The 26455-nt window shown below is 59.8% G+C and carries 17 protein-coding genes and 5 pseudogenes; 10 read left to right on the top strand and 12 right to left on the bottom strand.

Annotated features, from left to right (window positions below; all coding sequences use genetic code 11):
• Positions 1–4: 4 nt before the first annotated feature.
• The gene (dbpA, locus tag ABOC21_RS13430) at positions 5–1378 is read left to right on the top strand and encodes an ATP-dependent RNA helicase DbpA (protein ID WP_426814903.1); all 1374 of its coding nucleotides are present in this window, start codon (positions 5–7) and stop codon (positions 1376–1378) included.
• A gap of 47 nt (positions 1379–1425) precedes the next feature.
• On the opposite strand, the gene ttcA is transcribed toward dbpA, so the two are convergent.
• The 7 genes and pseudogenes from ttcA to nifJ form a co-directional block, all read right to left on the bottom strand.
• Positions 1426–2361, bottom strand: a complete 936-nt coding sequence (gene ttcA, locus ABOC21_RS13425; protein ID WP_426814902.1) for a tRNA 2-thiocytidine(32) synthetase TtcA — start codon at positions 2359–2361, stop codon at positions 1426–1428.
• A gap of 49 nt (positions 2362–2410) precedes the next feature.
• Positions 2411–2632 (bottom strand): annotated as a pseudogene (locus ABOC21_RS13420) (tyrosine-type recombinase/integrase); the annotation flags it as partial.
• A 253-nt stretch (positions 2633–2885) separates the two neighbouring features.
• Positions 2886–3801 (bottom strand): annotated as a pseudogene (gene ppk2, locus ABOC21_RS13415) (polyphosphate kinase 2).
• A gap of 24 nt (positions 3802–3825) precedes the next feature.
• Positions 3826–5445: an inorganic phosphate transporter gene (locus ABOC21_RS13410; RefSeq protein WP_426814901.1), complete on the bottom strand. Its 1620-nt coding sequence runs from the start codon at positions 5443–5445 to the stop codon at positions 3826–3828.
• 194 nt (positions 5446–5639) lie between these two features.
• On the bottom strand, positions 5640–6074 hold the full coding sequence (uspF, locus tag ABOC21_RS13405; RefSeq protein WP_426814900.1) for a universal stress protein UspF: 435 nt from the start codon (positions 6072–6074) through the stop codon (positions 5640–5642).
• Positions 6075–6149: 75 nt separating this feature from the next.
• Positions 6150–6368 (bottom strand): KTSC domain-containing protein, encoded by a 219-nt coding sequence (locus tag ABOC21_RS13400; RefSeq protein WP_426814899.1) that lies wholly within the window; start codon positions 6366–6368, stop codon positions 6150–6152.
• A 702-nt stretch (positions 6369–7070) separates the two neighbouring features.
• On the bottom strand, positions 7071–10598 hold the full coding sequence (gene nifJ, locus ABOC21_RS13395) for a pyruvate:ferredoxin (flavodoxin) oxidoreductase (RefSeq protein WP_426814898.1): 3528 nt from the start codon (positions 10596–10598) through the stop codon (positions 7071–7073).
• Positions 10599–11148: 550 nt separating this feature from the next.
• Here nifJ and ABOC21_RS13390 point away from each other — a divergent pair.
• A pseudogene (locus tag ABOC21_RS13390) lies at positions 11149–11416 on the top strand (putative hemolysin).
• An 80-nt stretch (positions 11417–11496) separates the two neighbouring features.
• Here the strand turns inward: ABOC21_RS13390 and hslJ are convergent.
• From hslJ to ABOC21_RS13375, 3 genes and pseudogenes are all read right to left on the bottom strand, one after another.
• Positions 11497–11921, bottom strand: a pseudogene (gene hslJ / locus ABOC21_RS13385) (heat shock protein HslJ).
• Between the two features lie 122 nt (positions 11922–12043).
• The gene (locus ABOC21_RS13380) at positions 12044–13033 is read right to left on the bottom strand and encodes a 2-hydroxyacid dehydrogenase (RefSeq protein ID WP_426814897.1); all 990 of its coding nucleotides are present in this window, start codon (positions 13031–13033) and stop codon (positions 12044–12046) included.
• A 147-nt stretch (positions 13034–13180) separates the two neighbouring features.
• The gene (locus ABOC21_RS13375; protein ID WP_426814896.1) at positions 13181–13681 is read right to left on the bottom strand and encodes a DedA family protein; all 501 of its coding nucleotides are present in this window, start codon (positions 13679–13681) and stop codon (positions 13181–13183) included.
• 214 nt (positions 13682–13895) lie between these two features.
• On the opposite strand from ABOC21_RS13375, the gene ABOC21_RS13370 reads away from it, so the two are divergent.
• The 3 genes from ABOC21_RS13370 to ABOC21_RS13360 are packed head-to-tail and all read left to right on the top strand — an operon-like array spanning position 13896 to position 17072.
• Positions 13896–16556 (top strand): YdbH family protein, encoded by a 2661-nt coding sequence (locus tag ABOC21_RS13370; protein ID WP_426814895.1) that lies wholly within the window; start codon positions 13896–13898, stop codon positions 16554–16556.
• Positions 16557–16570: 14 nt separating this feature from the next.
• On the top strand, positions 16571–16741 hold the full coding sequence (locus tag ABOC21_RS13365) for a YnbE family lipoprotein (RefSeq protein WP_370461201.1): 171 nt from the start codon (positions 16571–16573) through the stop codon (positions 16739–16741).
• Between the two features lie 7 nt (positions 16742–16748).
• Entirely contained in the window at positions 16749–17072 is a 324-nt protein-coding gene (locus tag ABOC21_RS13360) for a YdbL family protein (protein WP_426814894.1), read from the top strand.
• On the opposite strand, the pseudogene feaR reads toward ABOC21_RS13360, so the two are convergent.
• Positions 17073–17982: pseudogene (feaR, locus tag ABOC21_RS13355) on the bottom strand (transcriptional regulator FeaR).
• A gap of 234 nt (positions 17983–18216) precedes the next feature.
• Here feaR and ABOC21_RS13350 point away from each other — a divergent pair.
• From ABOC21_RS13350 to ABOC21_RS13330, 5 genes are all read left to right on the top strand, one after another.
• A complete protein-coding gene (locus tag ABOC21_RS13350) occupies positions 18217–19716 on the top strand; it encodes an aldehyde dehydrogenase family protein (RefSeq protein ID WP_426814893.1) in 1500 nt (499 codons plus the stop codon).
• A gap of 241 nt (positions 19717–19957) precedes the next feature.
• Positions 19958–20848, top strand: coding sequence for an oxidoreductase (locus tag ABOC21_RS13345; protein WP_426814892.1), 891 nt, complete (start codon positions 19958–19960; stop codon positions 20846–20848).
• A 136-nt stretch (positions 20849–20984) separates the two neighbouring features.
• Positions 20985–22178 (top strand): MFS transporter, encoded by a 1194-nt coding sequence (locus tag ABOC21_RS13340; RefSeq protein WP_426814891.1) that lies wholly within the window; start codon positions 20985–20987, stop codon positions 22176–22178.
• Between the two features lie 28 nt (positions 22179–22206).
• The gene (locus ABOC21_RS13335) at positions 22207–23109 is read left to right on the top strand and encodes a LysR family transcriptional regulator (protein WP_426814890.1); all 903 of its coding nucleotides are present in this window, start codon (positions 22207–22209) and stop codon (positions 23107–23109) included.
• A 51-nt stretch (positions 23110–23160) separates the two neighbouring features.
• Positions 23161–24120 (top strand): zinc-dependent alcohol dehydrogenase family protein, encoded by a 960-nt coding sequence (locus tag ABOC21_RS13330; RefSeq protein WP_426814889.1) that lies wholly within the window; start codon positions 23161–23163, stop codon positions 24118–24120.
• A gap of 63 nt (positions 24121–24183) precedes the next feature.
• On the opposite strand, the gene tynA is transcribed toward ABOC21_RS13330, so the two are convergent.
• A complete protein-coding gene (gene tynA / locus ABOC21_RS13325) occupies positions 24184–26451 on the bottom strand; it encodes a primary-amine oxidase (protein WP_426814888.1) in 2268 nt (755 codons plus the stop codon).
• Positions 26452–26455: the final 4 nt, after the last annotated feature.

Below are 26455 nucleotides of genomic sequence, written 5' to 3'. Positions count from 1 at the left end.
CATTGTGACCGCTTTTTCAACCCTGAACGTTTTGCCCGCCGCCCAGCTCGATAACCTGAACGAGCTGGGATACCTTGCGATGACTCCGGTCCAGGCGGCGGCTTTGCCGGCGATTCTGGCCGGTAAAGATGTGCGCGTACAGGCGAAAACCGGCAGTGGGAAAACGGCCGCATTCGGCCTCGGCCTGCTCCAGCAGGTTGACGCCACGCTGTACAAGACGCAGTCCCTGGTGCTGTGCCCGACGCGCGAGCTGGCCGATCAGGTCGCCGGCGAGCTGCGCCGCCTGGCGCGCTTTCTGCCGAATATTAAAATTTTAACCCTCTGCGGGGGCCAGCCCTTTGGCGCCCAGCGCGATTCGCTGCAGCACGCGCCGCATATTATCGTCGCCACCCCGGGACGCCTGCTCGATCATCTGCAGAAGGGCACCGTCTCGCTGGACGCGCTGCAGACGCTGGTGATGGACGAAGCGGATCGGATGCTCGATATGGGTTTCAGCGACGCCATTGACGAAGCCATTCGCTTTGCTCCCGCCGAGCGGCAGACGCTGCTGTTCTCCGCGACCTGGCCGGAGGCCATTGCGGCGATTAGCGGACGCGTGCAGAACGATCCGCAAACCATCGAGATTGATGCCGTTGACGCGCTGCCGGCAATTGAACAGCAGTTCTTCGAAACCTCGCAGAAGGGCAAAATTGCGCTGCTGCAAAAGCTGCTCAGCCAGCATAAGCCGGCCTCCTGCGTGGTGTTCTGTAATACCAAAAAGGATTGCCAGGCCGTTTGCGATGCGCTCAACGCCGCCGGGCAGAGCGCGCTGTCGCTGCATGGCGATCTTGAGCAGCGCGATCGCGATCAAACCCTGATCCGCTTCGCCAACGGCAGCTCCCGCGTGCTGGTGGCGACCGACGTGGCGGCCCGCGGTCTCGATATTAAATCCCTGGAGCTGGTGATTAACTACGAGCTGGCCTGGGACCCGGAAGTTCACGTTCACCGCATCGGCCGCACCGCGCGCGCCGGAGAGAGCGGGCTGGCGATCAGCCTTTGCGCGCCGGAAGAGGCCCAGCGCGCCAATATTCTTGCGGAAATGCTGCAGCTCAAGCTGAACTGGATGAACGCGCCGGCCGGCGGGGCGATCGTCCCGCTGGAAGCTGAAATGACGACCCTGTGCATTGACGGCGGCAAGAAAGCCAAAATGCGCGCCGGGGACGTACTCGGGGCGCTGACCGGGGATTTAGGATTCGATGGCGCCGATATCGGCAAGATTAACGTTCATCCGGCACACGTTTACGTGGCGCTGCGCCAGGGCGTGGCGCAGAAGGCGTTCAGGCTGCTGCAGAACGGCAAGATTAAGGGCAAGAACTGCCGGGTTCGGTTGCTGAAATAGGGCCGGCGGGACGTCTCAGCGCGGTTGCTGAGACGCCCGTTCGCGGTTTACTTCACTTCCACCACGTTCAGCCGCAGCTCGTCCAGCCGGGCGTCATCTTCTTCCGGCTGCCAGCCGGCAGGCTGGTGCGGGATCTCTTCGCGATCGAACGCCAGGTCGCCGCCGTCAACCACCTCAGAGCCGTGGGTGATCCCTTTAAAGTCAAACAGGCTGACATCGCTAAGATGCGACGGCACGACGTTCTGCATGGCGCTGAACATGGTCTCGATACGCCCCGGATAGCGCTTATCCCAGTCGCGCAGCATATCGCCGATCACCTGACGCTGCAGGTTAGGCTGGGAGCCGCAGAGGTTGCATGGAATGATCGGGAACGCTTTCGCCTGCGAGAAGCGCTCGATATCCTTTTCGCGGCAGTACGCCAGCGGGCGGATAACGATATGCTTCCCGTCATCGCTCATCAGCTTCGGCGGCATGCCCTTCATCTTGCCGCCGTAGAACATATTGAGGAACAGCGTCTGCAGAATGTCGTCGCGGTGGTGGCCGAGGGCGATTTTGGTCGCGCCGAGCTCGGTGGCCGTGCGGTAGAGGATCCCGCGACGCAGGCGCGAACAGAGCGAACAGGTGGTTTTACCCTCGGGAATTTTCTCTTTGACGATCCCGTAGGTGTTCTCTTCGACAATCTTATATTCGACGCCGAGCTGCTGCAGGTACTCCGGCAGAATGTGTTCAGGGAAGCCGGGCTGCTTCTGATCGAGGTTGACCGCCACCAGGGAGAAAGAGATGGGCGCGCTTTTTTGTAAGCTGCGCAGGATCTCCAGCATGGTGTAGCTGTCCTTGCCGCCGGAAAGGCAAACCATAATCCGGTCGCCTTCTTCAATCATATTGAAATCGGCAATGGCCTCGCCGACGCTGCGGCGCAGGCGCTTCTGCAACTTGTCGATGTTGTATTTTTCTTTCTTTGTAACTTGCTGATTATCTAGCATTATTAGCGTTCTCTGCAACAAAAAGGGGCATCTAAGGGGCAACGTTAAATCACAGTTCACGCCTGGCGTTGGGCATCGATAGCCGATCGCCGTTCATTTCTTTAATCCATGTACTGTAGACTTCATACACCGTTTTCGCGTTTTCATGCCCCAGCGGGTTAGCCATAAAAGATGGGTTAGCGCCGGCCGATCGCAGCCAGCAGGCAAAAGTATGTCGCGTATGGTACGGATTCCGGCGACGAATGCCAGCGCGTTTTGCAGCGGCCGCCCATCAGCCGTGGGAATAGTGAGTTTCAGGCTCCCCGCGGCGGGGCCCGCCAGCGCCATACTCCCGATGGGGGAAGCGATCGCTTAGCTAAGCAAACGGGGTTCGCCGCGGCCGTTATTCCGCTGACGATCGGAAGCAGGGTGCAAAAATAGGCCCTCGATGATAAATCTACAGCGCCGCTGATATCCCTGGAATAGAGTGATGGCCGATGGTTCTGCCATCACTCCTGTTGCATTTTACAGGTAGCGCGTAGCAATCAATAACGTTCAGGAACGATCATCTCATCCGGTACCGGGTGACGAATATAATCCGCGCTATGGAGCCTAGGGGGCAGGGTAATCGTCGGGGCCTCCGCCTCTGTATAGGGGATCTGGTGCAGAAGATGGGCGATACAGTTGAGGCGCGCCTTTTTCTTATCCACGCCCTGCACGACCCACCAGGGAGCTTCGACAATATGCGTGCGCTCAAGCATGACCTCTTTTGCTTCCGTGTAATCCTCCCAGCGGCGCCGGCTCTCCAGGTCCATCGGGCTGAGTTTCCACTGTTTCAGCGGATCGTGGATTCGGCTCAGGAAACGGAGACTCCTGTTCATCATCGGTAATGGAAAACCAGTATTTGATAATCTGTATCCCGCTACGGGACAGCATCCGTTCGAATTCCGGGACGCTACGAAAGAACTCTTCGTACTCCTGGTCGTTACAGAAGCCCATCACCCGTTCCACGCCGGCCCGGTTATACCAGCTGCGGTCAAACAGCACCATCTCTCCGGCGGCCGGTAAATGGGAGACGTAGCGCTGGAAGTACCACTGCGTCTTTTCACGATCGTTAGGCGCAGGTAAGGCGGCAACGCGACAGGTGCGGGGGTTCAGGCGCTGGGTAATGCGCTTGATCACGCCCCCTTTTCCGGCGGCGTCGCGCCCTTCAAAGATAATCACCACCCGGTGGCCGGTACGTGAGATCCACTCCTGCATCTTGACCAGCTCTCCCTGGAGATGAAGAAGTTCGCGGAAATAGCGCCTGCGCGCGGCTTTCTTTTCATCGCTGTCCACTTCTCGCGAATCCATGCGTAAATCATCCAGCTCCATTTCCAGTTCTTCATCGTAACTGTCGTAGAACTCCTGCAACAGGCGTTGATTGAACTGCTCATCGCGGTTGATGTATTGTTCTGACATGACTGTCTCTCCCGTCGGACCCATTCACAGTTTATTGAAAAGCCAGTATAAAATGGCTGAAAGCAACACCGAGGCCGGTAACGTTAGCACCCAGGCCAGCGCCAGGTTACGTACCGTCGAAAGCTGAAGGCCGGAGTTATTGGCCGCCATGGTGCCGGCGATACCGGAAGAGAGAACGTGCGTCGTTGAGACCGGCAGGCCAAAGGCGTCGGCCGCGCCGATGGTGCCCATCGCCACGAGCTCCGCGCTGGCGCCCTGGGCATAGGTCAGATGAGTTTTACCGATCTTTTCGCCGATGGTGATAACGATTCTTCGCCAGCCCACCATTGTCCCGAGTCCCAGAGCAATCGCGACCGCCACTTTGACCCAGAACGGAATAAAGCGGGTTGAACTGTCCAGCTCGCTTTTCAGCGCATCAAGGTTGTTTGCCAGATCCGGCGGAAGCTGTACGGCAGGGTTTTTCTTCAGATGCTTGATGGTTTCTGAAGCCAGATACATATCGTTACGGGTGTTCGTGACCGACCGGGCCGGTATTTTGTTCACCGCGCCGTACTGGCGGATCTGATCGCCGATCATGCCTGACAGCCGCCCCAGGGCCGGCAGCACCGCTGGCGTCAACTCGCCGCTGCGCACGTAGGTGGTCAGCACTTCGCGCGGATTGGGCGTCGCCACGCCGGGGGAAACCTGCAGCAGCCGGCTTTCCGTAACCTGAGCAAGGGCGGCCACGCGCGGCGCCTGTTCGGGGGGCAGGGTGCGGTTCAGCGCATAGGCAATTGGCATGGTGCCCACCAAAATCAGCATAATCAGCCCCATCCCTTTCTGCCCGTCGTTCGAACCGTGGGCAAATGAGACGCCGGTACAGGTGAGGATAAGCAGGCTGCGGATCCACAGCGGCGGCGGCGCATCATTTTTGGGCGCGGCATAGAGCTGTTTGTTTTTGACAAATTTTTTCAGCAGCAGCAGTAAAACCGCGGCGCAGACAAACCCGACAATGGGCGAGAGCAGCAGAGAGTAGCCAACGTTGACCGCCTGTCCCCAATCCACGCCGCTGGTGCCGTTGCGCCCGTGAATCAGGGCGTTAGCCACGCCAACGCCAATAATAGAGCCAATCAGCGTGTGGGAGGAGGAGGCGGGCAGACCAAACCACCAGGTGCCGAGATTCCAGATAATGGCTGAAAACAGCAGGGCATAAACCATGGCAAAGCCATTCCCGGTACCGGCCTGGAGGATTAATTCAACCGGTAGCAGCGAAATGATACCGAAGGCAACCACGCCGCTGGAAAGCAGGACGCCAAGAAAGTTAAAAAATCCGGACCAGATCACGGCCACGGTCGGCGGCAGGGAATGGGTGTAAATCACCGTGGCAACGGCGTTGGCGGTATCATGGAAACCATTAACGAATTCAAATCCGAGGGCGATTATCAGCGCCAGTCCTAATAAAAGAAAGGGAATGTAGCTGGTATATACCTCACCGGAATCCGCGACATCATTAAATAAGCTAACTCCCGAGAACGCCACGCCGGTTATTAATAATAAAACAAAAAAGAGGATCGTTTTTTTACTGCTCTTTTTATGGAGCCCGGAGCGTACGGACGAAGGGACGATACCCTGTTCTGCTGATAATGAGGGACTATTATTACTCATAAAAACCATCCTCTGATGACAAAACTCATGCGATATACACGAACTTTCTGGCCGAGTTTATAGGAGCGAATGATCCCTTAGATTTATTTTTTGTGAATAAATTGTTGCAATTAGCAGGGGAGTAAAAGAGGGTAAGTACGGGAATTTGCGCTACGGGAAGATAAAAAGCCCGCACCGGCGGCGGGCTGGAAAGGTTAGCGGACCACCAGTACGGAGCACTCGGCGTGGCGCACGACGGCCGCGGCGTTAGAGCCGAGCAGGTAGGTGGTGATATCCGGGCGGTGCGAGGCGATGATGACTAAATCTGCCAGCAGCGACTTCGCCAGCTCCAGAATATTGTCCTTCGGCGAACCTTCGGCAATATGGAAATGCACCCGATCTTCAGGGATGGCAAACTGTTTCACCACCTCTTTCAGCCGCGTTTCGGAGTCCGCCTTGAACTCATCCATCGGCGGCATCTCCGCGGTATAGGCCATGCCCAGCGAGGCGTAATAGGGAAGAGAGGGGATCACGCTCAGAAAATGGACTTCAGCATCATCAATCCGTGCTTCGGCTTCAACGTGGCTGATAACGCGTTGAGTTAATTCTGTATCAGAAATATCTATGGGTACAAGAATTATTCTGGTCATAAAACCTCCGGTTTAATTAACCATTAAAAGTGTACGCCATTCAGGGGCAATATGTACAATGACCAGGGTCACACTTTAGCTTCCGGTCGCGGAACGTTCGGTAAATTTACCTTTGATCACCCCGTCATAAAAACGCCCTTTGGAAACGACCTGCAGAAAGTTGTGGAAAATCCGCGGCGGAACGTCGCAGTACTGCAGCGTTGTGTTGTCACGAAAGCGTATTTCAAGGATGCCGGAGGCTTCGTCGTAGGCGACGGAGGCGATTCGCGATGATTTTACGGGATGATGGTGCATTGCTGGCGTCCTTTACGAGCTGTCTGGTAAGCAATATATCATCCGCCGGACGACTATTTTAACGCAACAGGTATATTGTTTTGATTTGGTTAAGATATCGGCAGAAAGACGCGCGGACCCGCCGTCTGCGTCTCGATCTGCGTCGTCGCCGACGGTAGAACGGCGAAACCTGGTCTTCGGTAGCGCCCTGATACTACAGCGTCAAGCTCAGGCCGCAGCGGCGACCATAGCCGAACGAGCCGTAGCCGCCGAATAGCAGACCGGGCACGCCAGCCGGCCCGGACGCCGTGCGTATCGGGCTGACTATCGTTGGCCTGAACGTTATATTCCCGGCCTCGCTTATTTAAATATGCCTTTAGTGATTTTTATTTTAACCCCCTGCAGGAAAATAAAATCAGGAAAAATAAAAGGATGGGGAGAGCGTGAATATTAATTATTTAGCTATAAGCAAATCCTGAAATAAATAATTTTGCGGCTATGGCGATAATTTTCATGAATCTTTCAAGGAAATGTATATGAAATAAAAATTATACGCCGGGAAGTTAATGAGATATTATTTGCACGTTGTATGCCTATGTTTATTGTCAGCCGCATTTTTGCTGCCGCAGCTCGCTGTCCCTTACGGGCTATTTAAACGGTAAAATGACAAGCCCGAATATTCATTCGGGCTTTTTTTACGACAACGCTCAGGCGCAGTGAAAATTAGCTTTCGACGGTGGGTTTCTCCGCTTTACCGGCCATCTGCGCAAGGAAGTCATAGCGTTTTTGCAGATCCGCCGCCGCGTCCTGCCACAGCTGCTCCGCTACCTCCGGCTGCTGCGCGTTGAGGCGACGGAAGCGCTGCTCGTTGAGCAACGTATCCGCCAGCGCGTCCGACGGCGGGCGAGAGTCCAGCGCCAGCGGGAGCTTACCTTCATCCGCCCGGCGTGGGTCGAAGCGGTACAGCGGCCAGAACCCGGTGGCGGTCAGCTGGCGCATCTGATCGTGGCTCAGCGCCAGATCGTAACCGTGCTCTTCGCACGGGCTGTAGGCGATAATCAGCGACGGTCCCGGATAGGCCTCCGCTTCCTGAATCGCTTTCACCGTCTGATTAAGCTGAGCGCCCAGCGAAATCTGCGCCACGTAGACGTGGCCGTACATCATCATGCTGACGCCGAGGTCTTTACGCGATTTACGTTTGCCGTGCTCGCCAAACTTGGTCACCGCGCCGAGCGGCGTGGCCTTCGATGCCTGGCCGCCGGTGTTGGAGTAGCACTGGGTGTCGAGAACCAAAATATTGACGTTCTCGGTCAGGCTCAGCACATGGTCGAGGCCGCCGAAGCCGATATCGTAGGCCCAGCCGTCGCCGCCGATCAGCCAGATCGATTTTTCCACCAGCGCGTCGGCGTCGGTCAGCAGCTCCTGCGCTCCCTCAACGCCGGCCAGCGCGCGGCGCAGCTCCGCCACCTGCTCACGGCGGACGTCAGGCGCGGCCTCAGCCTGCAGGGCAGCGTTCAGCTCCGCCGGGATCGCATCGGCAAACTGCGCTAGCAGGCGCATCACCCGCTGACGATGCTGGTCCACGGAGAGGCGGAAGCCGAGACCAAATTCGGCGTTATCTTCAAACAACGAGTTGGCCCACGCCGGACCGCGCCCGTTGGCGTCGGTGGTATACGGCGTTGACGGCAGGTTACCGCCGTAAATCGACGAACAGCCGGTGGCGTTGGCGATCAGCATCCGGTCGCCGTACAGCTGGGTCAGCAGCTTGATGTAAGGCGTTTCGCCGCAGCCGGAGCAGGCGCCGGAGTACTCAAACAGCGGGCTTATCAGCTGAGAGGTACGAATATCAATACGCTCCAGCGCGCTGCGGTCGATCTCCGGCAGCTTGAGGAAGAAGTCGTAATTGACCTTCTCCTCCTCAACGTGCTCAAGGCGCGACATCATATTGATGGCCTTGATCTCCGGGTTCTGCCGGTCTTTAGCCGGGCAAACCTCAACGCACAGATTGCAGCCGGTACAATCTTCCGGCGCCACCTGCAGCACGTATTTCTGTCCGCGCATATCGCGGGATTTCACATCCAGCGAATGCAGGCTGGCCGGGGCCGTTTCCATCGCCTCCGGGGAGATAACCTTAGCGCGGATTGCCGAGTGCGGGCAGGCCGCGACGCAGTGGTTGCACTGGGTACACAGCTCCTCTTTCCAGATAGGGATCTCTTCGGCGATATTGCGTTTTTCCCAACGGGTGGTGCCCATCGGCCAGGTGCCGTCCGGCGGCAGGGCGGAGACCGGCAGCGCATCGCCGAGTCCGGCCAGCATGGCGGCGGTGACGGTTTTGACAAAGTCCGGCGCTGAATCGGAAACCACCGGCGGGCGGTTCGGGCTGGCGACGTTGACCTGCTGTAGCGGCACTTCGGCCAGCGACTCGCGGGCCAGCTCCAGCGCCTGCCAGTTGCGCTCAACCAGCTCCTGGCCTTTGCTGCCGTAGCTTTTGGCAATCGCCCCCTGCAGCTCGGCCAGCGCGCTGTCGCCCGGAAGAATTTGCGTCAGATGGAAGAACGCCATCTGCATCACGGTGTTGATACGCGCGCCGAGGCTGCATTCGCGGGCAATTTTGGCGGCGTTGACGACGTAAAAGCGCGCCCGCTTCTGGTTGAGCATCGCCTGCACTTCCTGCGGCAGACGGGACCACACCTCATCGGCGGCGTACGGCGTATTCAGCAGGAAAATCCCGCCGGGCTTCAGCCGCTCCACCATCTGGTATTTATCGATAAACTGCAGCTGATGGCAGCCGACGAAATCGGCCTGCGAGATCAGGTAGGAGGAGCGAATTGGCTTCTCGCTAACGCGCAGGTGCGAAACGGTCAGTCCGCCGGCCTTTTTCGAATCGTAGACGAAGTAGCCCTGCGAGAACCACGGCGTCGAATTGCCGATGATTTTGATGTTGTTCTTGGTGGCCGACACGCTGCCATCGCTGCCGAGGCCGTAGAACAGCGCTTCCAGCTTCGCCTCCGACGGCAGGGTATTTTCCCCCAGCGGCAGGGAGAGGTTGGTGACGTCGTCATAGATCCCGACGGTAAAGCGCGGTTTCGGTTGCGCCGCGCTCAGTTCGTTAAACACCGCCAGCACGCACTCCGGGCCGAACTCTTTTGACGACAGGCCGTAGCGACCGCCGATGGTGCGTGGCAGCGTTTCGCGTTCGCCGCGATTAAACGCTTCCGCCAGCGCGGTCATGACGTCGAGGTACAGCGGTTCAGCCTGGGCGCCGGGCTCTTTGGTGCGGTCCAGCACGGCGACGGAGCGCACGCTTGCCGGCAGGGCCTCCAGCAGATGGGCGGCGGAGAAGGGGCGATAGAGGCGCACTTTCAGCACGCCGACTTTTTCGCCGCGGCTGAGCAGTTCATCCACCACTTCTTCGCAGGTGCCGATGGCGGAACCCATCACCACGATCGCCCGTTCGGCCTGCGGATGACCGTAGAATTCGAACGGCTTATAGCAGCGGCCGGTGGCGGTCGCGAAATCGTCCATTGCCGTTGCGACATGCTCGTAGACCGCGTCGTACCACGGGTTGGTGGCCTCACGGGACTGGAAATAGGTATCCGGGTTGGCGGAGGTTCCGCGAATTACCGGATGTTCGGGATTCAGCGCGCGCAGGCGATGGGCGTCGATTTCATTCTGCGGCAGCAGGCTGCGGATGGTGTCATCCGCCAGCGGCGCGATTTTGTTGATTTCGTGCGAGGTGCGGAAGCCGTCAAAGAAATGAATGAACGGCACCCGGCTTTTGAGGGTCGCAATATGGGATATCAGGGCGAAATCCTGCGCCTCCTGGACGTTGCTGGCGCAGAGCATCGCGCAGCCGGTCTGCCGCACGGCCATTACGTCCGAGTGATCGCCGAAAATGGAGAGCGCATGGGTGGCGACGGTACGCGCGGCGACGTGCAGGACAAACGGCATCAGCTGACCGGCCAGTTTGTACAGCGTCGGGATCATCAGCAGCAGACCCTGCGAGGAGGTAAAGGAGGTCGAGAGGGCGCCGGTTTGTAGCGCCCCGTGCACGGCGCCGATAGCCCCGGCTTCCGACTGCATTTCGACCACCCGAGGTACGTCGCCCCAGATGTTTTTTAGCCCGTTACCGGCCCAGGCGTCGGCCTGCTCGGCCATCGTTGAGCTGGGGGTAATCGGGTAAATGGCGATAACTTCACTGGTGCGGAACGCGACAGAAGCGGCCGCGCCATTACCGTCGATAGTAATCATAAAAAGAGACCCTAACATTGCGCAAACAAAAAAGAAGGGACCCGCAAAACGGCGGCGGATCCTGTAATTATATGTAGTGAGTATAGGGGCTTTCGCTATGCCCTTGAAGTTGTGCGCCTTTCGAGTGCACAAATTGATCCATAAGCTTCCCCCCGCCGGCGGGCCGGGCGAGGAGACGCGGTGGTCGCTATCCTGCTGATTATTATCCCGTTAGCATAAATGCTCCGGGCGCAAGGAGGCTAAAGCGCCAGCGCTGCGCGGAAACCGGCTCCTGGGCCGGACATCGAAGAGCGGCGTGCCTGCGGCTGGCAAAGGCGTCGCTGGCGGAATAACTTTCCAGCGATAATTTTTGCTTCCGCAGGCGGCGCGGCGGCGGCTTATCCGCAGAAACTGGCGTGCCATCTTGCGCAAAATCGGCGATCCGCCGGGAAATTTGCTAGAAAATGTTAATGAGGCGCATAAATACGTACTTCGCCTCTCGACGCCGGGCGCCGGGCTGCCTATTATTCTTGGGTTTGTTTATTTTAAGATGTTTCTGAGGGGAGAGACGATGCGAGCTGCGTTTTTAGTTGGGTGTGCCGCGTTATTACTGTCGGCCTGCAGTAGTGAACCCGTTCAGCAGGCGACGGCGGCCCACGTATCACCGGGCATGCGCGCGGCGATGAGCAGTACCGGCCAGGCAAACTGCGCGATGATTGGCGGTTCGCTGTCGGTGGCGCGTCAGCTGGACGGCTCGGCGATAGGAATGTGCGCGTTGCCTAACGGCAAGCGCTGCAGCGAGCAGGCGCTGGCCGGCGGCAGACTGCGGTAACTACTAAGCATCGGCCTCTGCGGGCATCGTGAATCACCCTCTTGCCCGCTGCGCGCCGCCGCCGATGGCGCCAGCCCGTCCGTAGAATTAGTGAACCAGGTCGGCGAGCTTATACACCAGCGTCCGATCGGCGGTCGCCAGCGTCAGCTGATTTTCGGTAAGATCGACCTGCGCCCCGTCGCGCAGCATTTTGCCGAGCGTAGCGTCCAGCTCGTTAAGCTGCGGGTCAGCGCACAGCATCCGGGTCATCGTCAGACTCCTTGACCTTCAGACTCGCCATCCGAGACCTTGCCTTCGCCGCTAAAGCGGTTGCACATATTGCCCGAGACGAACGTCTTCTCGCCAAAGCTCAGCTCCAGCGGCTTCGTGCCGTCCTTGAGCGGCTGACCGTCGACGCTGGTCAGGATAAATCGATGGTGCTGAAGCTGCTCCGCGCCGGTGGACACCTTGCTGTTATATACGCAGCCGGAAAGCAGCACTCCTGCCGCCAGCAGCGCAGCAAACTTATTCATTTTTACTCCAGAAATATTTCGTATCTTTGAGGTAGGCAGAGTGTAACTGTACTGCAGGCAATTTCTGTGGGGCTTATCTGAATGTGCCCCCCGCGGCGGGAGGGCACAAAAGGGGAAGGATCTTAGACCAGCGCGTTAGCGCAGGTTTCACCGGCGTCAACCTGGCGCAGGTTGTCGAGGGTGGTTTGTGAAATACTGATTAACGCCTCGGCGGTGAGGAACGCCTGATGCCCGGTGAACAGTACGTTATGGCAGGCCGAGAGGCGGCGGAACACGTCATCCTGAATCACGTCGTTGGATTTATCTTCGAAGAACAGATCGCGCTCGTTCTCATAGACGTCCATCCCCAGCGCGCCGATTTTCTGATGCTTCAGGGCGTCGATAGCCGCCTGCGAATCAATCAACGCGCCGCGGCTGGTGTTGATGATCATCACGCCATCCTTCATCCGATCGAATGCCGCATGGTTCAGCAGATGATAGTTCTCATCGGTCAGCGGGCAGTGCAAAGAGATCACGTCCGACTGCGCGTACAGCGTCTGCAGATCAACGTACTCGACGCCGAGATCCAGCGCGGCGGCGCTTGGGTATGGATCGAACGCCAGCAGGCGCATGCCAAATCCTTTGAGGATCCGCAGGGCCGCCACGCCGATTTTCCCGGTACCGATCACGCCGGCGGTTTTACCGTACATGGTGAAGCCGGTTAAGCCTTCGAGGGAGAAGTTAGCATCGCGGGTACGCTGATAGGCGCGGTGAATGCGGCGGTTCAGCGACATCATCATGCCGATGGCGTGCTCGGCGACCGCTTCCGGCGAATAGGCCGGCACGCGCACCACCCGCAGGCCCAGCTCTTTGGCCGCATCCAGATCGACGTTATTAAAGCCGGCGCAGCGCAGGGCGATGTACTTCACGCCGTGCGCCTTCAGCTCTTCCAGCACCGGGCGGCTGCCGTCGTCGTTAACGAAAATGCACACCGCCTCGCAGCCGTTGGCCGTTTTCGCGGTTTTTTCGGTTAACAGGAAATCGAAGAACTCGAGTTCAAAGCCGTATGTATCATTAACATGCTGAAGGTACTTTTTATCGTACTGCTTTGTACTATAAACAGCGATTTTCATAAGACTTTTCTCCAGTGATTATACCGTCACGGTAGCATATTTAAAATAATCGTACAATTATTAAAAAATAGTTTAAATGCCAGGTTATAATCATAATTCTAGAGTATATCTCTGCGTCGAGGTATCGCTTTAAAACCTAATGAGTTTTTACTCGAGGCTGAAGCTAAGGGCGCCCGGTGCCAGCAGCATCAGCGGCCACAGCAGTCCGGAACTGACGTTGGCGAGCTGAAAGCGCCAGAAGGAGGCGCCGCTGGCCCCGCTGGCGAGCGGAAGGGTGGCGCGCAGCGGAGAGATAAAGCGGCTGAAAAATACCGCCCAGGCGCCGTGGCGGCGCAAAAAACGCCGGCTGCGGGCTAGGTGCCCGGCGCTAAGCCAGCGCAGGCGGTGGAGATGGCGCCGGTAGCGGCGTCCTGCCAGCCAGGAGAGCCAGAATCCGCCGATTGCTCCGAGTCCGGCGCTGAGCCACATTAGCAAAAAATGCCCGAGGCTGGCGGAGGCGAAGGCGCCGAGCAGCAGCAGGCCCGACGTGCCGGGCACCAGCAGCGAGACGATGGCGCAGGATTTACTGAACGTCAGCAGGAACGCCAGCAGCAGCAGTAGCGCATAGTGGCTCTGTGCCGACTCAATCAGCGAGTAGATAAACGCCACGTTTCCCCTCCGGCCTGCTCTGATGACGGATAGCCAGTGTGGCAGGCGCTGGTTAAATGAAGGCTAAATCAGCGGCGGGTCAAAAATCGCCGCAATGATGGCGGCGTAGCGGCTATTCTTAGGCAGGACGCAAACTTTAACTCACTGGTCGAACGTGCCACAATAAGCGCTACATTCGGCATATACTATTGTTGATTCAGGATATTAAGCGCCCATGAAGGGTAAATATAAAGCCGCTATCGCGCTGGTGTTAGCACTCCTTTTGCTGCCGCTGGCCCTGCTGTCTACGCTGACCCACTGGGTGCCGACCCTCGCCGGGATCTGGCTTCCTGAGGGGACCCGGATCTCGCTGAGCGATAGCCCGCGCCTGACGCGTACCGCGCTGCGTATCCCCGATTTGCGCTACCTGGTCGGCGACTGCGAGCTGGCAAGGATCGGCAATGCCGAACTTTCCCATCCCAGCCGCTGGCGGCTGCATCTCGATGAGCTGGATATCAACAGCGTCTGCCTGAGCAAACTCCCGGAGAGTGAACCCGCGCCCGGCGCGCCGCGTACCCTGGCGGAGTGGCAATCCATGCTGCCCTATAGCTGGCTGACCATCGAAAATCTGCGCCTGTCGCCGTGGGAAAAATGGCGGGGGCGGCTGGTGATGTCGCTGACGCCGACGCAGCAGGATATCGGCTACAGCGGGCCGGAAGTCAGCGTGCAGGCCCGCCTGCGCGGTCAGGTGCTGACCGTCAGCGACTTCTCGGCGCGGCTGGTTGAGGGCCAGGCGCCGGTCAGGCTGGTCGGCGAGTTCCATATGCCGCTGGTGCCGGACGGTTTGCCGGTTGACGGCCATCTGCTGAGCACCTTCGAATTTCCGCAGGAGCCGGGGCTGGTTGACGCCGAGCTGGAGTGGCAGAAAAACCGCGGGCAGCTGCTGGTGACGCCGCGGGGCGAGGTGCAGCCGATGCTCGACCTGCCGTGGGAAATTACCCCTGAACGCATTGCGATTAGCGACGGCCGCTGGAGCACCGAATATGCCGGCTATCCGCTGAGCGGCCGCGTGGCGCTGGCGGTCGACGACTGGCAGCAGGGAACCGAGAATATGCAGGTCAGCGGGCGCCTGAACGTGCTGACCCAGGGGGAGGCCGGTAAGGGCAACGCGGTTCTCAACGTGGGGCCCGGTAAGCTCAGCATGGATAGCAGCGATATGCCGCTGCGGCTAACCGGCGAGGCGAAGCTCGGGGATCTTATCGTCTACGCCGCGCTGCCGGCCAGGCTGAGCGGCCCGCTGACTCTGCCGGAGCTGACTCTCCACCCCGGCGCGCTGCTGCGTTCGCGCGGGCGGGTGATTGATTCCCTGAATATCGATGAAATACGCCTGCCGCTGGCGGGGGTCAAGGTCACCCGCCAGGGCGTCGACGGCCGGCTGCAGGCGATTCTGCGCGCCCACGAGCAGGAGATGGGCGACTTCACGTTGCATCTTGACGGCAAGGCCGACAACTTTATGCCCGATAGCGGCCGCTGGCAGTGGCGCTACTGGGGCGACGGCCACTTCACGCCGATGCAGGCGCGTTGGGACGTGAAGGGCGCGGGAGAGTGGGTGGACAGCGCCATCATCCTGAACAGCCTGTCCACCGGCTTTGATAAGCTGCAGCACGGCACCATGCTGGTCAGCTCCCCGCGGCTGACCCTGGAACAGCCGATCCACTGGCTGCGCGACGAACAGCATCCGAAGCTGACCGGCGCACTGTCGCTGGATGCCGGCAAAACCAGCTTTAGCAGCGGCAGCGAACTGCCGCCCTCGACGCTGAAATTTAGCCTCAACGGGCGCGACCCGACCTGGTTCCAGTTTAACGGTTCGCTGCACGCCGATAAAATCGGCCCCGTGCGGCTGGCCGGCCGCTGGGACGGCGAGCGTCTGCGCGGCCAGGCGTGGTGGCCGAAGCAGTCGTTGACCGTCTTCCAGCCGCTGCTGCCGCCGGAGTGGAAAATGAACCTGCGCGCCGGGTCGCTGTACGCCCAGGTGGCCTTCTCCGCCGCCGCCGATCAGGGCTTTGAAGCCGGCGGCCACGGGGTATTGAAAGACGGTAGCGCCTGGATGCCGGATAATCAGATCAACGGCGTCGATTTCGTGCTGCCGTTTCGCTTCAGCCAGGGGACCTGGCAGCTTGGCACCCGGCGGCCGGTTTCGCTGCGTATCGGCGAAATAGTCAATCAGGTGACGGCGCGGAATCTCACCGCCGACCTGCAGGGCTCATACCCGTGGAGCGAAAGCAATCCGCTACAGCTAAGTAACGTCAGCGTCGATATTCTCGGCGGCCAGCTGACCATGCAGCAGCTGCGCATGCCGCAGCGCGATCCGGCGCTGCTGCGCCTGCGGCACATCTCCAGCAGCGAGCTGGTGAGCGCGGTGAATATTAAACAGTTCGCCATGTCCGGGGCCTTTAACGGCGCGCTGCCGCTGTGGCTGGATAATGATAAATGGATAATTAAAGACGGCTGGTTGAATAACCCCGGCCCGATGACCCTGCGGCTCGACCAGGATATGGCCGATGCGATGGTCAAAGATAATATTTCGGCGGGCGCGGCGATTAACTGGCTGCGCTATATGGAGATCGCCCGTTCGTGGACGCGGATTAACCTCGATAATCTCGGCGTCCTGACGCTGCAGGCGACGATTAGCGGCACCAGCCGCGTCGGGGAGAGAAGTAATACGGTGCACCTCAACTACTCTCATGAAGAGAACATTTTTGATCTGTGGCGCAGCCTGCGCTTCGGCGACAACCTGCAGGCATGGCTTGAACAGAACGCGGCGCTTCCCGCCCGGCGCTGTAAGGATAAGCAACACTGTACGCCTGCAGGGACAGGCGCTAAGGAACAACGATGATAAAACTGCTAACGATGCTGCTGGCAACGACGATACTGCTGACGGGCTGTACGCCGCGGATTGAGATTGCGGCATCGAAGGAGCCGATCACCATCAATATGAATGTCAAAATTGAACATGAGATTCATATTAAAGTGGATAAGGACGTCGAGGATCTGCTCAAGTCGCGTAGCGATCTATTCTGAGGTGGCGATGAGAAAACGACTGTTGACAACCGCCCTGGCGCTGGCGCTCTTTAGCACCTCGGCGATGGCCCTGACGCTCGGCGAGGCGCGGGAGCAGGGACGGGTGGGCGAAACGCAGAGCGGCTATCTTGCGCCGCTGCGCCAGGATCGGGAGACCCTGGATCTGGTGAAGCAGATCAACGCCGCGCGCAGCGAAGGCTATCAGCGGCTGGCGGATGATAACAACCTGCCGGTTGATGAGGTGGCGAAAATGGCCGGCCAGAAGCTGGTCGCCCGGGCGCAGCCGGGTGAATACGTGCAGGGCCTGAACGGCAAATGGCTGCGTAAATAATCAACGGCAGCGCTTGCGATACTCTCCCGGCGAAACGCCGAAGCGCTGCTTAAAGGCGGTCGAGAAGTGGCTGTGGTCGCTAAAGCCCCAGCTGTAGCCGATCCCCGCCAGCTTTTCATCATCGTGGGCGTTGCTCAGCGCCCGGGCGCACAGATCCAGACGCCGGTTCTTAATATACTGGGCCACCACCAGCCCCTTATCGGCGAACAGCCGGTAGAGGCTGCGTACCGACATCCCGGTTTCGCTGGCCAGCCACTCCGGGCGCAGATGCTCCGCCTGAATCGACTCATCAATCAAAGCCATAATTTTCTGAAACTGCTTCTCCCGGCGCGACGGCTGGGCGTCGTGATGGTGCAGCATCGGGCGCAGCAGGCAGACGATGGCCTCCAGCGCGGCCTCGCTCTCGCTCTGCGAAAGCGCCGGGCTGCTCATGCTTTCGTGCAGCAGGCGCTGACTTAGCTGCACCATCGGCTGGGATTTCTCCAGCCGGGTGACGACGCGGATTTCGCTCCCGCACAGACTGCTGCTCCAGCAGCTGGCGGGGCAGCAGCAGCGATGCCTGGCGCGACGTTTGCTGCCAGAAAATGGAGCAGGGGCGGGAGGCATCGATCAGGGTAATATCGCCCGTTTCCAGCACCACCTGGCGATCGTCCTGCTCAATGGCCGCCTGGCCGGAGAGCTGGAACACGGTATAAAACCAGGCATCGTTATCGCGCTTGATTTCGTTGCGGGTGCGGTACAGATTGACGCCGCGCGCGGTGACGGTGCTGACCTTGAGATTGCCGGCATAGCTGGCGTCTATCTCCCCGTGAAAATCGCTGTCCAGCGGGCGTGCGGCAAAGTGTCCGCAGACCTGATTGATTTTCGCCAACCAGCGCTGGTAGTCCTGTCCGTTATCTGCCGCCGCCATAGCTCATCTCTTGTAATAATAATGTTTTCGTATTGTTGCATTTACGCTGCGTCAAACAAGGGCGAAGCGCGGAGTATATGAAAGAACTATTACCTGAGGCACATTTTTGCCCGCGCAATATGCCTAATTGCGGCGGCTGTCACAGCGGCAAAAACGAATGTCACAGAGAAAAAAGCGCGAACCCTGAGCGCGTCGTAGACTGAATTCACGATCCGTAAGGAATAAGGAAGCGATATGTCCACAGCACAGGTAGCGCTGCTTGCCAGCGTACAGCAGTTTTTAGACCGGCAGCATGGCGTGTATATCGACGGCAGCCAGCAGGCGGCGCAGAGCGATAAGCGGCTGACCGTCTGGAACCCGGCGACCGGAGAGGCCATCGCCAGCACGGCGGATGCCGGCGCCGCGGACGTCGACCGCGCCGTGATGTCGGCGTGGCGAGCGTTTGTCTCCCGCAGCTGGGCCGGACGCACCCCGGCCGATCGTGAACGTATTTTGCTGCGCTTTGCCGACCTGGTGGAGCAGCACGGCGAGGAGCTGGCGCAGCTGGAGACGCTCGAACAGGGAAAATCGATTAACATCTCTCGAGCCTTTGAAGTCGGCTGCACGCTGAACTGGATGCGCTATACCGCCGGGCTGACCACCAAGATCAGCGGCCGCACGCTGGACGTGTCGATTCCGTTCCCGCAGGGCGCGCGCTATCAGGCGTGGACCCGCAAGGAGCCGGTCGGGGTGGTGGCGGGGATCGTGCCATGGAACTTCCCGCTGATGATCGGCATGTGGAAGGTGATGCCGGCGCTGGCGGCAGGCTGCTCGATCGTGATTAAGCCCTCGGAAACGACGCCGTTGACCCTGCTGCGCGTGGCGGAGCTGGCGAGCGAAGCTGGCGTGCCGGACGGCGTATTTAACGTGGTTACCGGGCGCGGGGCGGAGTGCGGCGCGGCGTTAACCTCGCATCCGCAGGTGGCAAAGGTGAGCTTTACCGGTTCGACGGCAACCGGCAAACAGATTGCCCGCGTGGCCGCCGACCGGCTGACCCGCGTCACGCTTGAGCTGGGCGGCAAAAACCCGGCCATTGTCCTGAAAGACGCTAACCCGGAGTGGGTGATTGAAGGGCTGATGACCGGCAGCTTCCTCAATCAGGGGCAGGTGTGCGCCGCCAGCTCGCGGATCTATATTGAAGCGCCGCTGTTCGATACCCTGGCAAGCGGCTTTGAGCAGGCGGTGAAGTCGCTGCAGGTCGGCCCCGGAATGCTGGAATCCACCCACATCAACCCGGTGGTCTCCCGGGCGCACTGCGATAAAGTCGCCGCCTATCTCGATCAGGCGCGGCAGCAGAACGCCGAGCTGATTACCGGCAGCAGCGGGCCGGACGAAAAGGGCTACTATATTGCGCCGACGCTGGTGATTAATCCCGATGCCGGGCTGCGCCTCAGCAGAGAGGAGGTCTTTGGTCCGGTGGTGAACCTGGTACGCGTCGCCGACGGTGAAGAGGCGCTGCGTCTCGCCAACGACAGCGACTTTGGCCTGACGGCCAGCGTCTGGACCGGCGATTTGAGCCGCGCGCTGAGCTACACCGAACGCCTGCAGGCGGGCACGGTATGGGTCAACAGCCATACGCTTATCGACGCCAACCTGCCGTTTGGCGGCATGAAGCAGTCCGGCACCGGGCGCGACTTTGGCCCGGACTGGCTGGACGACTGGTGCGAAACGAAATCGGTCTGCGTGCGCTATTAGCCGCTGAGCCCGGCGTCTGAGGTGCGGCCGCTCACCCCGGCGGCGTTTTTATACGCCTGAGCCAACGACGCCCGGCAGATGTACGATAACAATCGTTGTCTCCCTGCCCCTCAGCCGCCAAACCGGCCGCCAATAACCGTTTTCTGCGGACCGGGACTTGCTGAAGGCGATGATTTATCGCTACTGTTTGTTTTCCTTCCCGCCGTCAGAGCGGGGACTGACTCAACAGGAGGCGATCGTCATGTCGAAAGAACCTGCAGTTGCGCTGATAGGCCCCGGCGCCATCGGTACTACCATCGCGGCGGCGCTGCATGAGGTCGGGCGCACGCCGGTGGTTTGCGGCCGTACCGCCCATCCGCAGCTATCGCTGCGCTTTGAGGGCGGACAGATTAGCGTTCCCGGACCGGTGCTGGCCGATCCGGCGGCTATTGCGCGGCCGTTCGACCTGGTTTTTGTGGCTGTGAAGGCGACGCAGATTGACGGCATTGCCGCGTGGCTGACGGCGCTATGCGATAAAAATACCCTGGTTTGCGTGCTGCAAAACGGCGTTGAACAGCAGGAGCAGTTTGCCGCCAGGGTGGCGGGCGCCGCGGTGCTGCCGGCGGTGGTGTGGTTCCCGGCGCTGCGCGAAGCGGGTACATCCGTCTGGCTGCGCGCGGCCCCGAGGCTGACGCTGCCCGACACCGCCCAGGCCAGGCGGGTGCAGGAAGCGCTGCGCGGGACCCGTTGTTCCGTGGATCTGGCCGCTGATTTCACCAGCGTGGCGTGGCGCAAGTTGCTGCAGAACGCCGTCGCCGGCCTGATGGTGCTGGCGGGGCGTCGCGCCGGCATGTTTTCCCGGGAGGATATTACCGCCGTGGCCTTAGCCTATTTGCGCGAGTGCCTGAGCGTCGCGCGCGCCGAGGGCGCCATATTAAGCGATAGCGTGCCGCAGGAGATCGTCGAGGTCTTTCAGCGCGCGCCCGCCGATCTGAGTACCTCTATTCTTGTCGACCGCGAGGCCGGGCTGCCGCTGGAGTGGGATATTCGCAACGGCGTGGTGCAGCGGCGCGGGCGCAAGCACGGCATCCCGACGCCGCTGAGCGATCTGATCGTCCCGCTGCTGGCCGCCGCCAGCGACGGGCCGGGCTGATAGATATCCGGCCGTTACAGAGGTCGGCTAACGATGCAATTCATATAAAATAGATTATATATTCTATAAAATAGATAATTTCATTTATATGTCCACGCCGATTAAGGTGAACGCCTCTCTCTTACTGGAGGCGTTTATGCCACTCGTTATCTATATCTTTACCATTAGCGCGTTCGCGCTGGGGTTAGCTGAATTTGTGCCAATTGGCCTGACGGACGTGATCGCCCACGGTCTGGGCATCAGCGTCGAACAGAGCGGCGGGGCGGTAACGACCTACGCGCTGGGCGCGACTATTGCCGCGCCAATACTCACCGCGCTCACGGCGTCCTGGAGCCGTAAAAACGTTATGCTGGTGACCGCCGTGGTATTTACGCTCGGCAGCGTAGTTGCCGCCTTTGCCGGGAATCTCGCGTGGTTGCTGAGCGCCCGGTTCGTGGCGGGACTCGGGCATGGTCTCTTTCTTGCCGTGGCGTCCAGCACCGCCGCGCGTTTAGCTGGGCCACAAAAAGCGGGAAGTGCGGTGGCCGTGGTTTTCGCTGGCTTTACGCTGGCGATGGCGATAGGCGTGCCGCTGAGTACCGTTCTGGCTGAGCTCGTGTCGTGGCGTTACGTTATGGCGGCAATCGGTCTCTTCGGAGCAATCGGCTTCTTCGGCCTGTTGTTCGGCATGAAGAATGCGCTTGCTACGCCCAAAAACGATCGGGGGACGACGATTTTCGCTAGCCTTGCGGCGCTGGTTAACCCGGCTCTGCTATCGGGAGCGCTGGTCACTGCGCTGGCCTACGGAGGCTCGTTTACGGCCTACACCTATATTGCCCCGGTACTGACCTCTCTTACCGGCGTCACAACGGCGACGATTAGCCTGTTTATGCTGATTTACGGCGTAATGGCGGCGTTGGGCAATATCCTCGGCGGCAATATGACCGATACGCTGGGGGTTAATCGGGCTTCGGGGTGTATTGTGCTGGGGATCGTTATTGTGACCGCAGGAGTCTGGCTGTTCAGCTCATCGCCGTGGATAATGGGGGGGCTGATTGCGCTGCTCGGCATGCTCACTTTCGCCGCCGTTCCGGCACTGCAGGCACGGCTGATCGGCGTAGCGCAGCTGCATGTACCGCATGCGCACGGGGTGGCCGCCGGGCTGAACATTGCCGGCTTTAATTCAGGAATTGCGCTTGGCTCCGTATTAGGCTGTGTGACCATTGCCCGCGTCGGAATTAGCTATGTGGGGATAGCCGGAGCGATGCTGTCGTTGTTGGGATTAGGCTTGCTGCTGTGGCAAATTAGCCGTCGCCGCCTTGGCGGTTCAGCCAAGGATGCGGTAGCCTGAAGGGCCGATAGTCTGAGAGCAAATCTGTATGAGCCACCTGACCCACCTGAGGACATTTCTTGAAGCATACCGAAGCGGCTCCTTTTCACGCGCCGCCGAGGAGTTGGGAATAACCCAGCCCGCGGCTTCGCAGCACATACAGGCGCTGGAATCTCTGGTCGGCAAACCGCTTTTTGTTCGCCAGGCTCGGGGAGTGGTGGCGACGGCTGCGGCCGAGGAGCTGGCACGCTCGGTGGCGCCCTTTATTGATGGCATAGAGGCCAAAATTGCCGGCTATCGCTCGCAGGCTGATGCTGGTGGTACGGTCTTTTTTGTCGGTTCTTCGGACTTTGTCTACTATCGTTTTTCATCTACCCTGTCCCGCTTGATTCAGGCGGGGTATCGGGTGCGTTTTACCATTGGCGACAGGTCGCGAATTTACGCGATGCTGGAGGATGAAAGCGTCGATTTTGCGATTACCGCCAGCATCCCCGATGAGAAAAACTATCGTTATTTTCTGCTGCACAGCGAAAGAATGCTGCTGGTTCACAGCCCGGCGTTAAGCGAGCAGATTGGCCGCAACCCGACGGCGCAAGCGCTGAGCCAGCTGCCGTTAATCGCCTTTGATGAAGAGCTGCCGTTGATAAGAACGCTATGGCATCAGATGTTTCAGACTCAACCGTCGGTTCAGGCCGCGTTAACGGTGGCCGATATGCGAATTATTCGTCAGATGGTGATTGAGGGGCAGGGCTGGAGCGTCTTACCGGACTATCACTGCGCAGAGGCGTTAGCTCAAGGACGGCTGGTTTCGCCAACGCTGCCGGAGGTTTCACCTGGCAGCCATCTCTACCTCGTCTGGCATCATAGAAAAGAGAACCCGCGCTTGAACCGCATTAAGGATCTGATTGCCGCTGATTTGGTCGTCCCCGCTCGCCACACTCTCGACGGGTAGGCCAGTGCGCAAACTCTGCTATCATCCCGCTTTTATCGTGCCGTGCTGAACATGCTAAACCACGCTATCTGCTATCAACGTTACGGGCCGCCGGAGCGCGTGCTGGCCCTGCACACGCAGTCTCTGCCGCCGCTGGCGGCGGGGAAAGTGCGCGTGCAAATGCGCTATGCGCCGCTTAACCCTTCCGATCTCATCCCCGTCACCGGCGCCTATCGCCACCGCACGACGCTTCCCGCCGTGGCCGGCTATGAAGGCGTTGGCGTGGTGGTTGCCGCATCGCCGGGCTCGGGCGTAGCGCCCGGCCAGCGCGTGCTGCCGCTGCGCGGCGAAGGAACCTGGCAGAGCTATCTCGATATCGCCGGCCAGTGGCTGGTGCCGGTGCCGGACGAGATTGACGATCGGCTGGCCGCGCGGGGCTATATCAATCCCCTGACCGCGCTGCTGATGCTCAGGCGCTGGCCGGTGGCGGGGAAAAATATCGTCCTGACCGCCGCCTCCTCATCCGGCGCCAGCCTGTTGGCCCAGTGGGCGCTGCGGATGGGCGCGCGCTCGGTGTGCGGGGTGATCCGTTCGCCGCAGCATCGCCACGGGCTGGAGCTGCAGGGGGTTTATCCGCTGATGACGACGGATCGCGACATGCTTGGGCAGGTACTCCAGCAGACCGATCTGCTGTTTGATGCGGTGGGCGGCGAGTCGTCCAGCGAGATGCTGGCCATGCTGCCGCCATCTTCGACGCTGATCTCCTGGGGCCTGCATTCCGGCGCGCCGCTGAGGCAATCGCGCTACGGCGCGCGGGTGAGTAAATTCCATCTGCGCGAGGCGCTGCCGCCGCTGGACGTCGGCGGGTGGCGGGCGGCGTTTAGCGACATCTGGCGGCTGTTGCCGCACACCACCTTGCCCGCGGCGCAGGTGCTGCCTTTCCGGCGCTGGCGGGAGGCCATCGTCGCCAGCGAGCGGCAGGGAAGCGCGCGCAAAATTCTGCTCGATTTCAGCGAGCCCGGCGAAGCCTGAGACGAAAAACGCCGCCGGAGAGAGCTCCGGCGGCGTCAGTTCATAACGCTTTGCCTGGGGTGGTTACTTCTTCTTCTCGCCGAGGGTTGGGGTTTCGTCGAAGAAGTTCCACGGTTTCAGCAGCGCGTGGGCCCACTCGGTTGGCATAATCGGCCACTCTTCAGCGCGCGCCACGTGGGTGGTGCCGGTGGTGATCCACACCACGTCGTCGTGGTTGTCCAGCGACTCGTTATCTTTCGCGTACTGGCCAAGACCGGTATCGTGAGTCGAGCGGTTGGGATATTTGCCTTCCGGGTAGCGCTCTTCCTGATGATAGCGGGTGACCCACAGCTGCTTATCCATAAAGCTCAGACGATGATAAATCCACTCGTCGGGGGCAAACTTGGCGCCGGTCGCCACCGGATGCGTCCCGCCGGCGTAAGGGATTATCTGATACGACACCGGGTTGCCCATCCGGTTTTCCTTGCTGGTGTTGCTCAGCAGGCGGATCGTGCCCGGATCGAATTTCTGCGCCGCCGTCTGCTCCGTATCGATGGCGTACTGGTTAATCTGCATGGTGCTGGTACGCGGGCCGCCGGCGGTATTCGGCTTCACTTCCGGGTCCATCGCCACCAGGCTGTTATTCTCGCCGTCGACGTCGAGATCGAGACGGAAGTTGTAGATATGCTGGTGGGTGGTGCCGACGATATTATGGTCGATCAGCGTCCCGTAGCGGGTATCCTCTTTGGCGCTCGGATCGTGCATGGTCTTCGCCAGCACGCCCTTCACCGCCTCAATCCCGGTGGCGCCGGCGTCGATGCCGATGGTGCCGTTCTCGTGGAATACCCAGTCAAAGATATAGTCGTAGTTGCCGACGGTGCTGATCCAGCGTACCACCAGCTCGCGGCGCTCGGTGCTGACGTTGGGCTGGCCCATCTCCTGGTGCTTATACTCCGGCCCGGCATAGCGTTCAAAGATCGCCACGGCGCGCGGGATGGTGGTTGGCGTGCCGGTGTAGTCGGCGATGGTTTCATCCAGCAGCACCGCGTTGGCCGGGGCGTCTTTGCCTCGCACGATAGGCGAGGTCAGGGTGCCCATGCCGTAGTCGCCGGAGTCGAGATAGGCCTTAAAGTACCAGCCCACGTCCGGATCGCCGTACGGCACAATCATCCCGCCGAGGGAGCCTTCGTACATTACCTGGCGCTTTTTACTGTTGTCGTTATAGGTCACGGTGGACAAAATCGGCCCGACGCGCGAGTTCAGCCGCAGGTGGAAATCCCAGTTCTGCCAGTGGATCATGTCGCCGGTAATGGTGTAGTTTTTGCCTTCCGGTTCGCTGATATCCAGCGGCTTCACCGCCGGCGCCACGCGATCGCGGCCGTCGTAAGGGCGGGACTCCATTGGCACCGGGATCACCGGACCTTCCTCAATCTTGATGATTTTCTTCTGCTCAAGGTCGACCACCGCCACCAGGTTCTCAATCGGGTGCGCCCAGTAGTTACCGTCGCCGGTATCGAGGTAGCTCACCACTTTCAGCAGTCGGGCGTCCTGTTTCAGGCCATCTTTGCCGTCAAAGTAGCCGACGGTCAGCGGAGTAGTAATCACCTTTTTGGTGTCGGTGATGCCGTGCTTTTTCAGTACCGCGGCAAACTCATCGCTGGCGTTGATGATGTTTTGCACGCTGGCGAAGTCGTCGAGCAGCACCATGCCGTGGGCGTCTTTAATCGCTTTCCACGAAAGGATTTTTTTGTTCTGTAAATCGACCACGCTCTCGATAACGTGCTTACCGTCGAGCATCACCACGTCGGCGGTGCGCGGGGCGTCCACGGCGCTACCGTTCAGGGCGAAAGCCCACACCGCCGCCTTATCCGGCTCGTGCAGGGAAATTTCGGTGAAGCGCGTATTCGGCCGGAACTCCGGCGCCGCTTTGACGATGGTGACCGCTTCGCTGATTTCCGCCGAAGTTAAGGAGTTGAGCGGGTGGGGGCGTTTTTCAACCTGGAAGGTTTGATCGAGGCCGGACTGGAACACGTCGTTGATAAAGGTCTCGGAAACCCACGCTTTACCCTCTTTCATCACTACCGGAACCTGCAGGTTTAGCGGTTTGCCGTTAACGATGGCCGTTTTGGCGCCGGGCTTCACTTTGACATAGGCGCCGTCTTTGATCAGCGTAAACATTTGGGCATAGTCGTCCCACTGCACGTCGGCGCCAAACTCCTGCAGCGTCTTGTCCATCGGAACCATATGCGCTTCGCTACCGTGCGCCAGTACCGGCGTCTGCCAGGCGCAAAACAGGGCGACCGCCAGGGCCAAAGCCGTTTTACGCGGGGAAAGAATCGAGCCGTTTGCCATTGTG

Source organism: Klebsiella sp. WOUb02, from assembly GCF_050058015.1.
In the GTDB taxonomy this organism is placed as follows: domain Bacteria; phylum Pseudomonadota; class Gammaproteobacteria; order Enterobacterales; family Enterobacteriaceae; genus Klebsiella.
The sequence above is the reverse complement of the archived record's forward strand: the minus strand, read 5'-3'. Positions and strand labels throughout refer to the sequence as shown.

Bases quoted from the DNA above. Each gene is read 5' to 3' on its own strand.
- ttcA (WP_426814902.1), bottom strand. From the start codon at position 2,361: ATGCTAGATAATCAGCAAGTTACAAAGAAAGAAAAATACAACATCGAC.
- ABOC21_RS13410 (WP_426814901.1), bottom strand. From the start codon at position 5,445: ATGAGTAATAATAGTCCCTCATTATCAGCAGAACAGGGTATCGTCCCT.
- uspF (WP_426814900.1), bottom strand. From the start codon at position 6,074: ATGACCAGAATAATTCTTGTACCCATAGATATTTCTGATACAGAATTA.
- ABOC21_RS13400 (WP_426814899.1), bottom strand. From the start codon at position 6,368: ATGCACCATCATCCCGTAAAATCATCGCGAATCGCCTCCGTCGCCTAC.
- nifJ (WP_426814898.1), bottom strand. From the start codon at position 10,598: ATGATTACTATCGACGGTAATGGCGCGGCCGCTTCTGTCGCGTTCCGC.
- ABOC21_RS13380 (WP_426814897.1), bottom strand. From the start codon at position 13,033: ATGAAAATCGCTGTTTATAGTACAAAGCAGTACGATAAAAAGTACCTT.
- ABOC21_RS13370 (WP_426814895.1), top strand. From the start codon at position 13,896: ATGAAGGGTAAATATAAAGCCGCTATCGCGCTGGTGTTAGCACTCCTT.
- ABOC21_RS13365 (WP_370461201.1), top strand. From the start codon at position 16,571: ATGCTGCTGGCAACGACGATACTGCTGACGGGCTGTACGCCGCGGATT.
- ABOC21_RS13360 (WP_426814894.1), top strand. From the start codon at position 16,749: ATGAGAAAACGACTGTTGACAACCGCCCTGGCGCTGGCGCTCTTTAGC.
- ABOC21_RS13350 (WP_426814893.1), top strand. From the start codon at position 18,217: ATGTCCACAGCACAGGTAGCGCTGCTTGCCAGCGTACAGCAGTTTTTA.
- ABOC21_RS13345 (WP_426814892.1), top strand. From the start codon at position 19,958: ATGTCGAAAGAACCTGCAGTTGCGCTGATAGGCCCCGGCGCCATCGGT.
- ABOC21_RS13340 (WP_426814891.1), top strand. From the start codon at position 20,985: ATGCCACTCGTTATCTATATCTTTACCATTAGCGCGTTCGCGCTGGGG.
- ABOC21_RS13335 (WP_426814890.1), top strand. From the start codon at position 22,207: ATGAGCCACCTGACCCACCTGAGGACATTTCTTGAAGCATACCGAAGC.
- ABOC21_RS13330 (WP_426814889.1), top strand. From the start codon at position 23,161: ATGCTAAACCACGCTATCTGCTATCAACGTTACGGGCCGCCGGAGCGC.
- tynA (WP_426814888.1), bottom strand. From the start codon at position 26,451: ATGGCAAACGGCTCGATTCTTTCCCCGCGTAAAACGGCTTTGGCCCTG.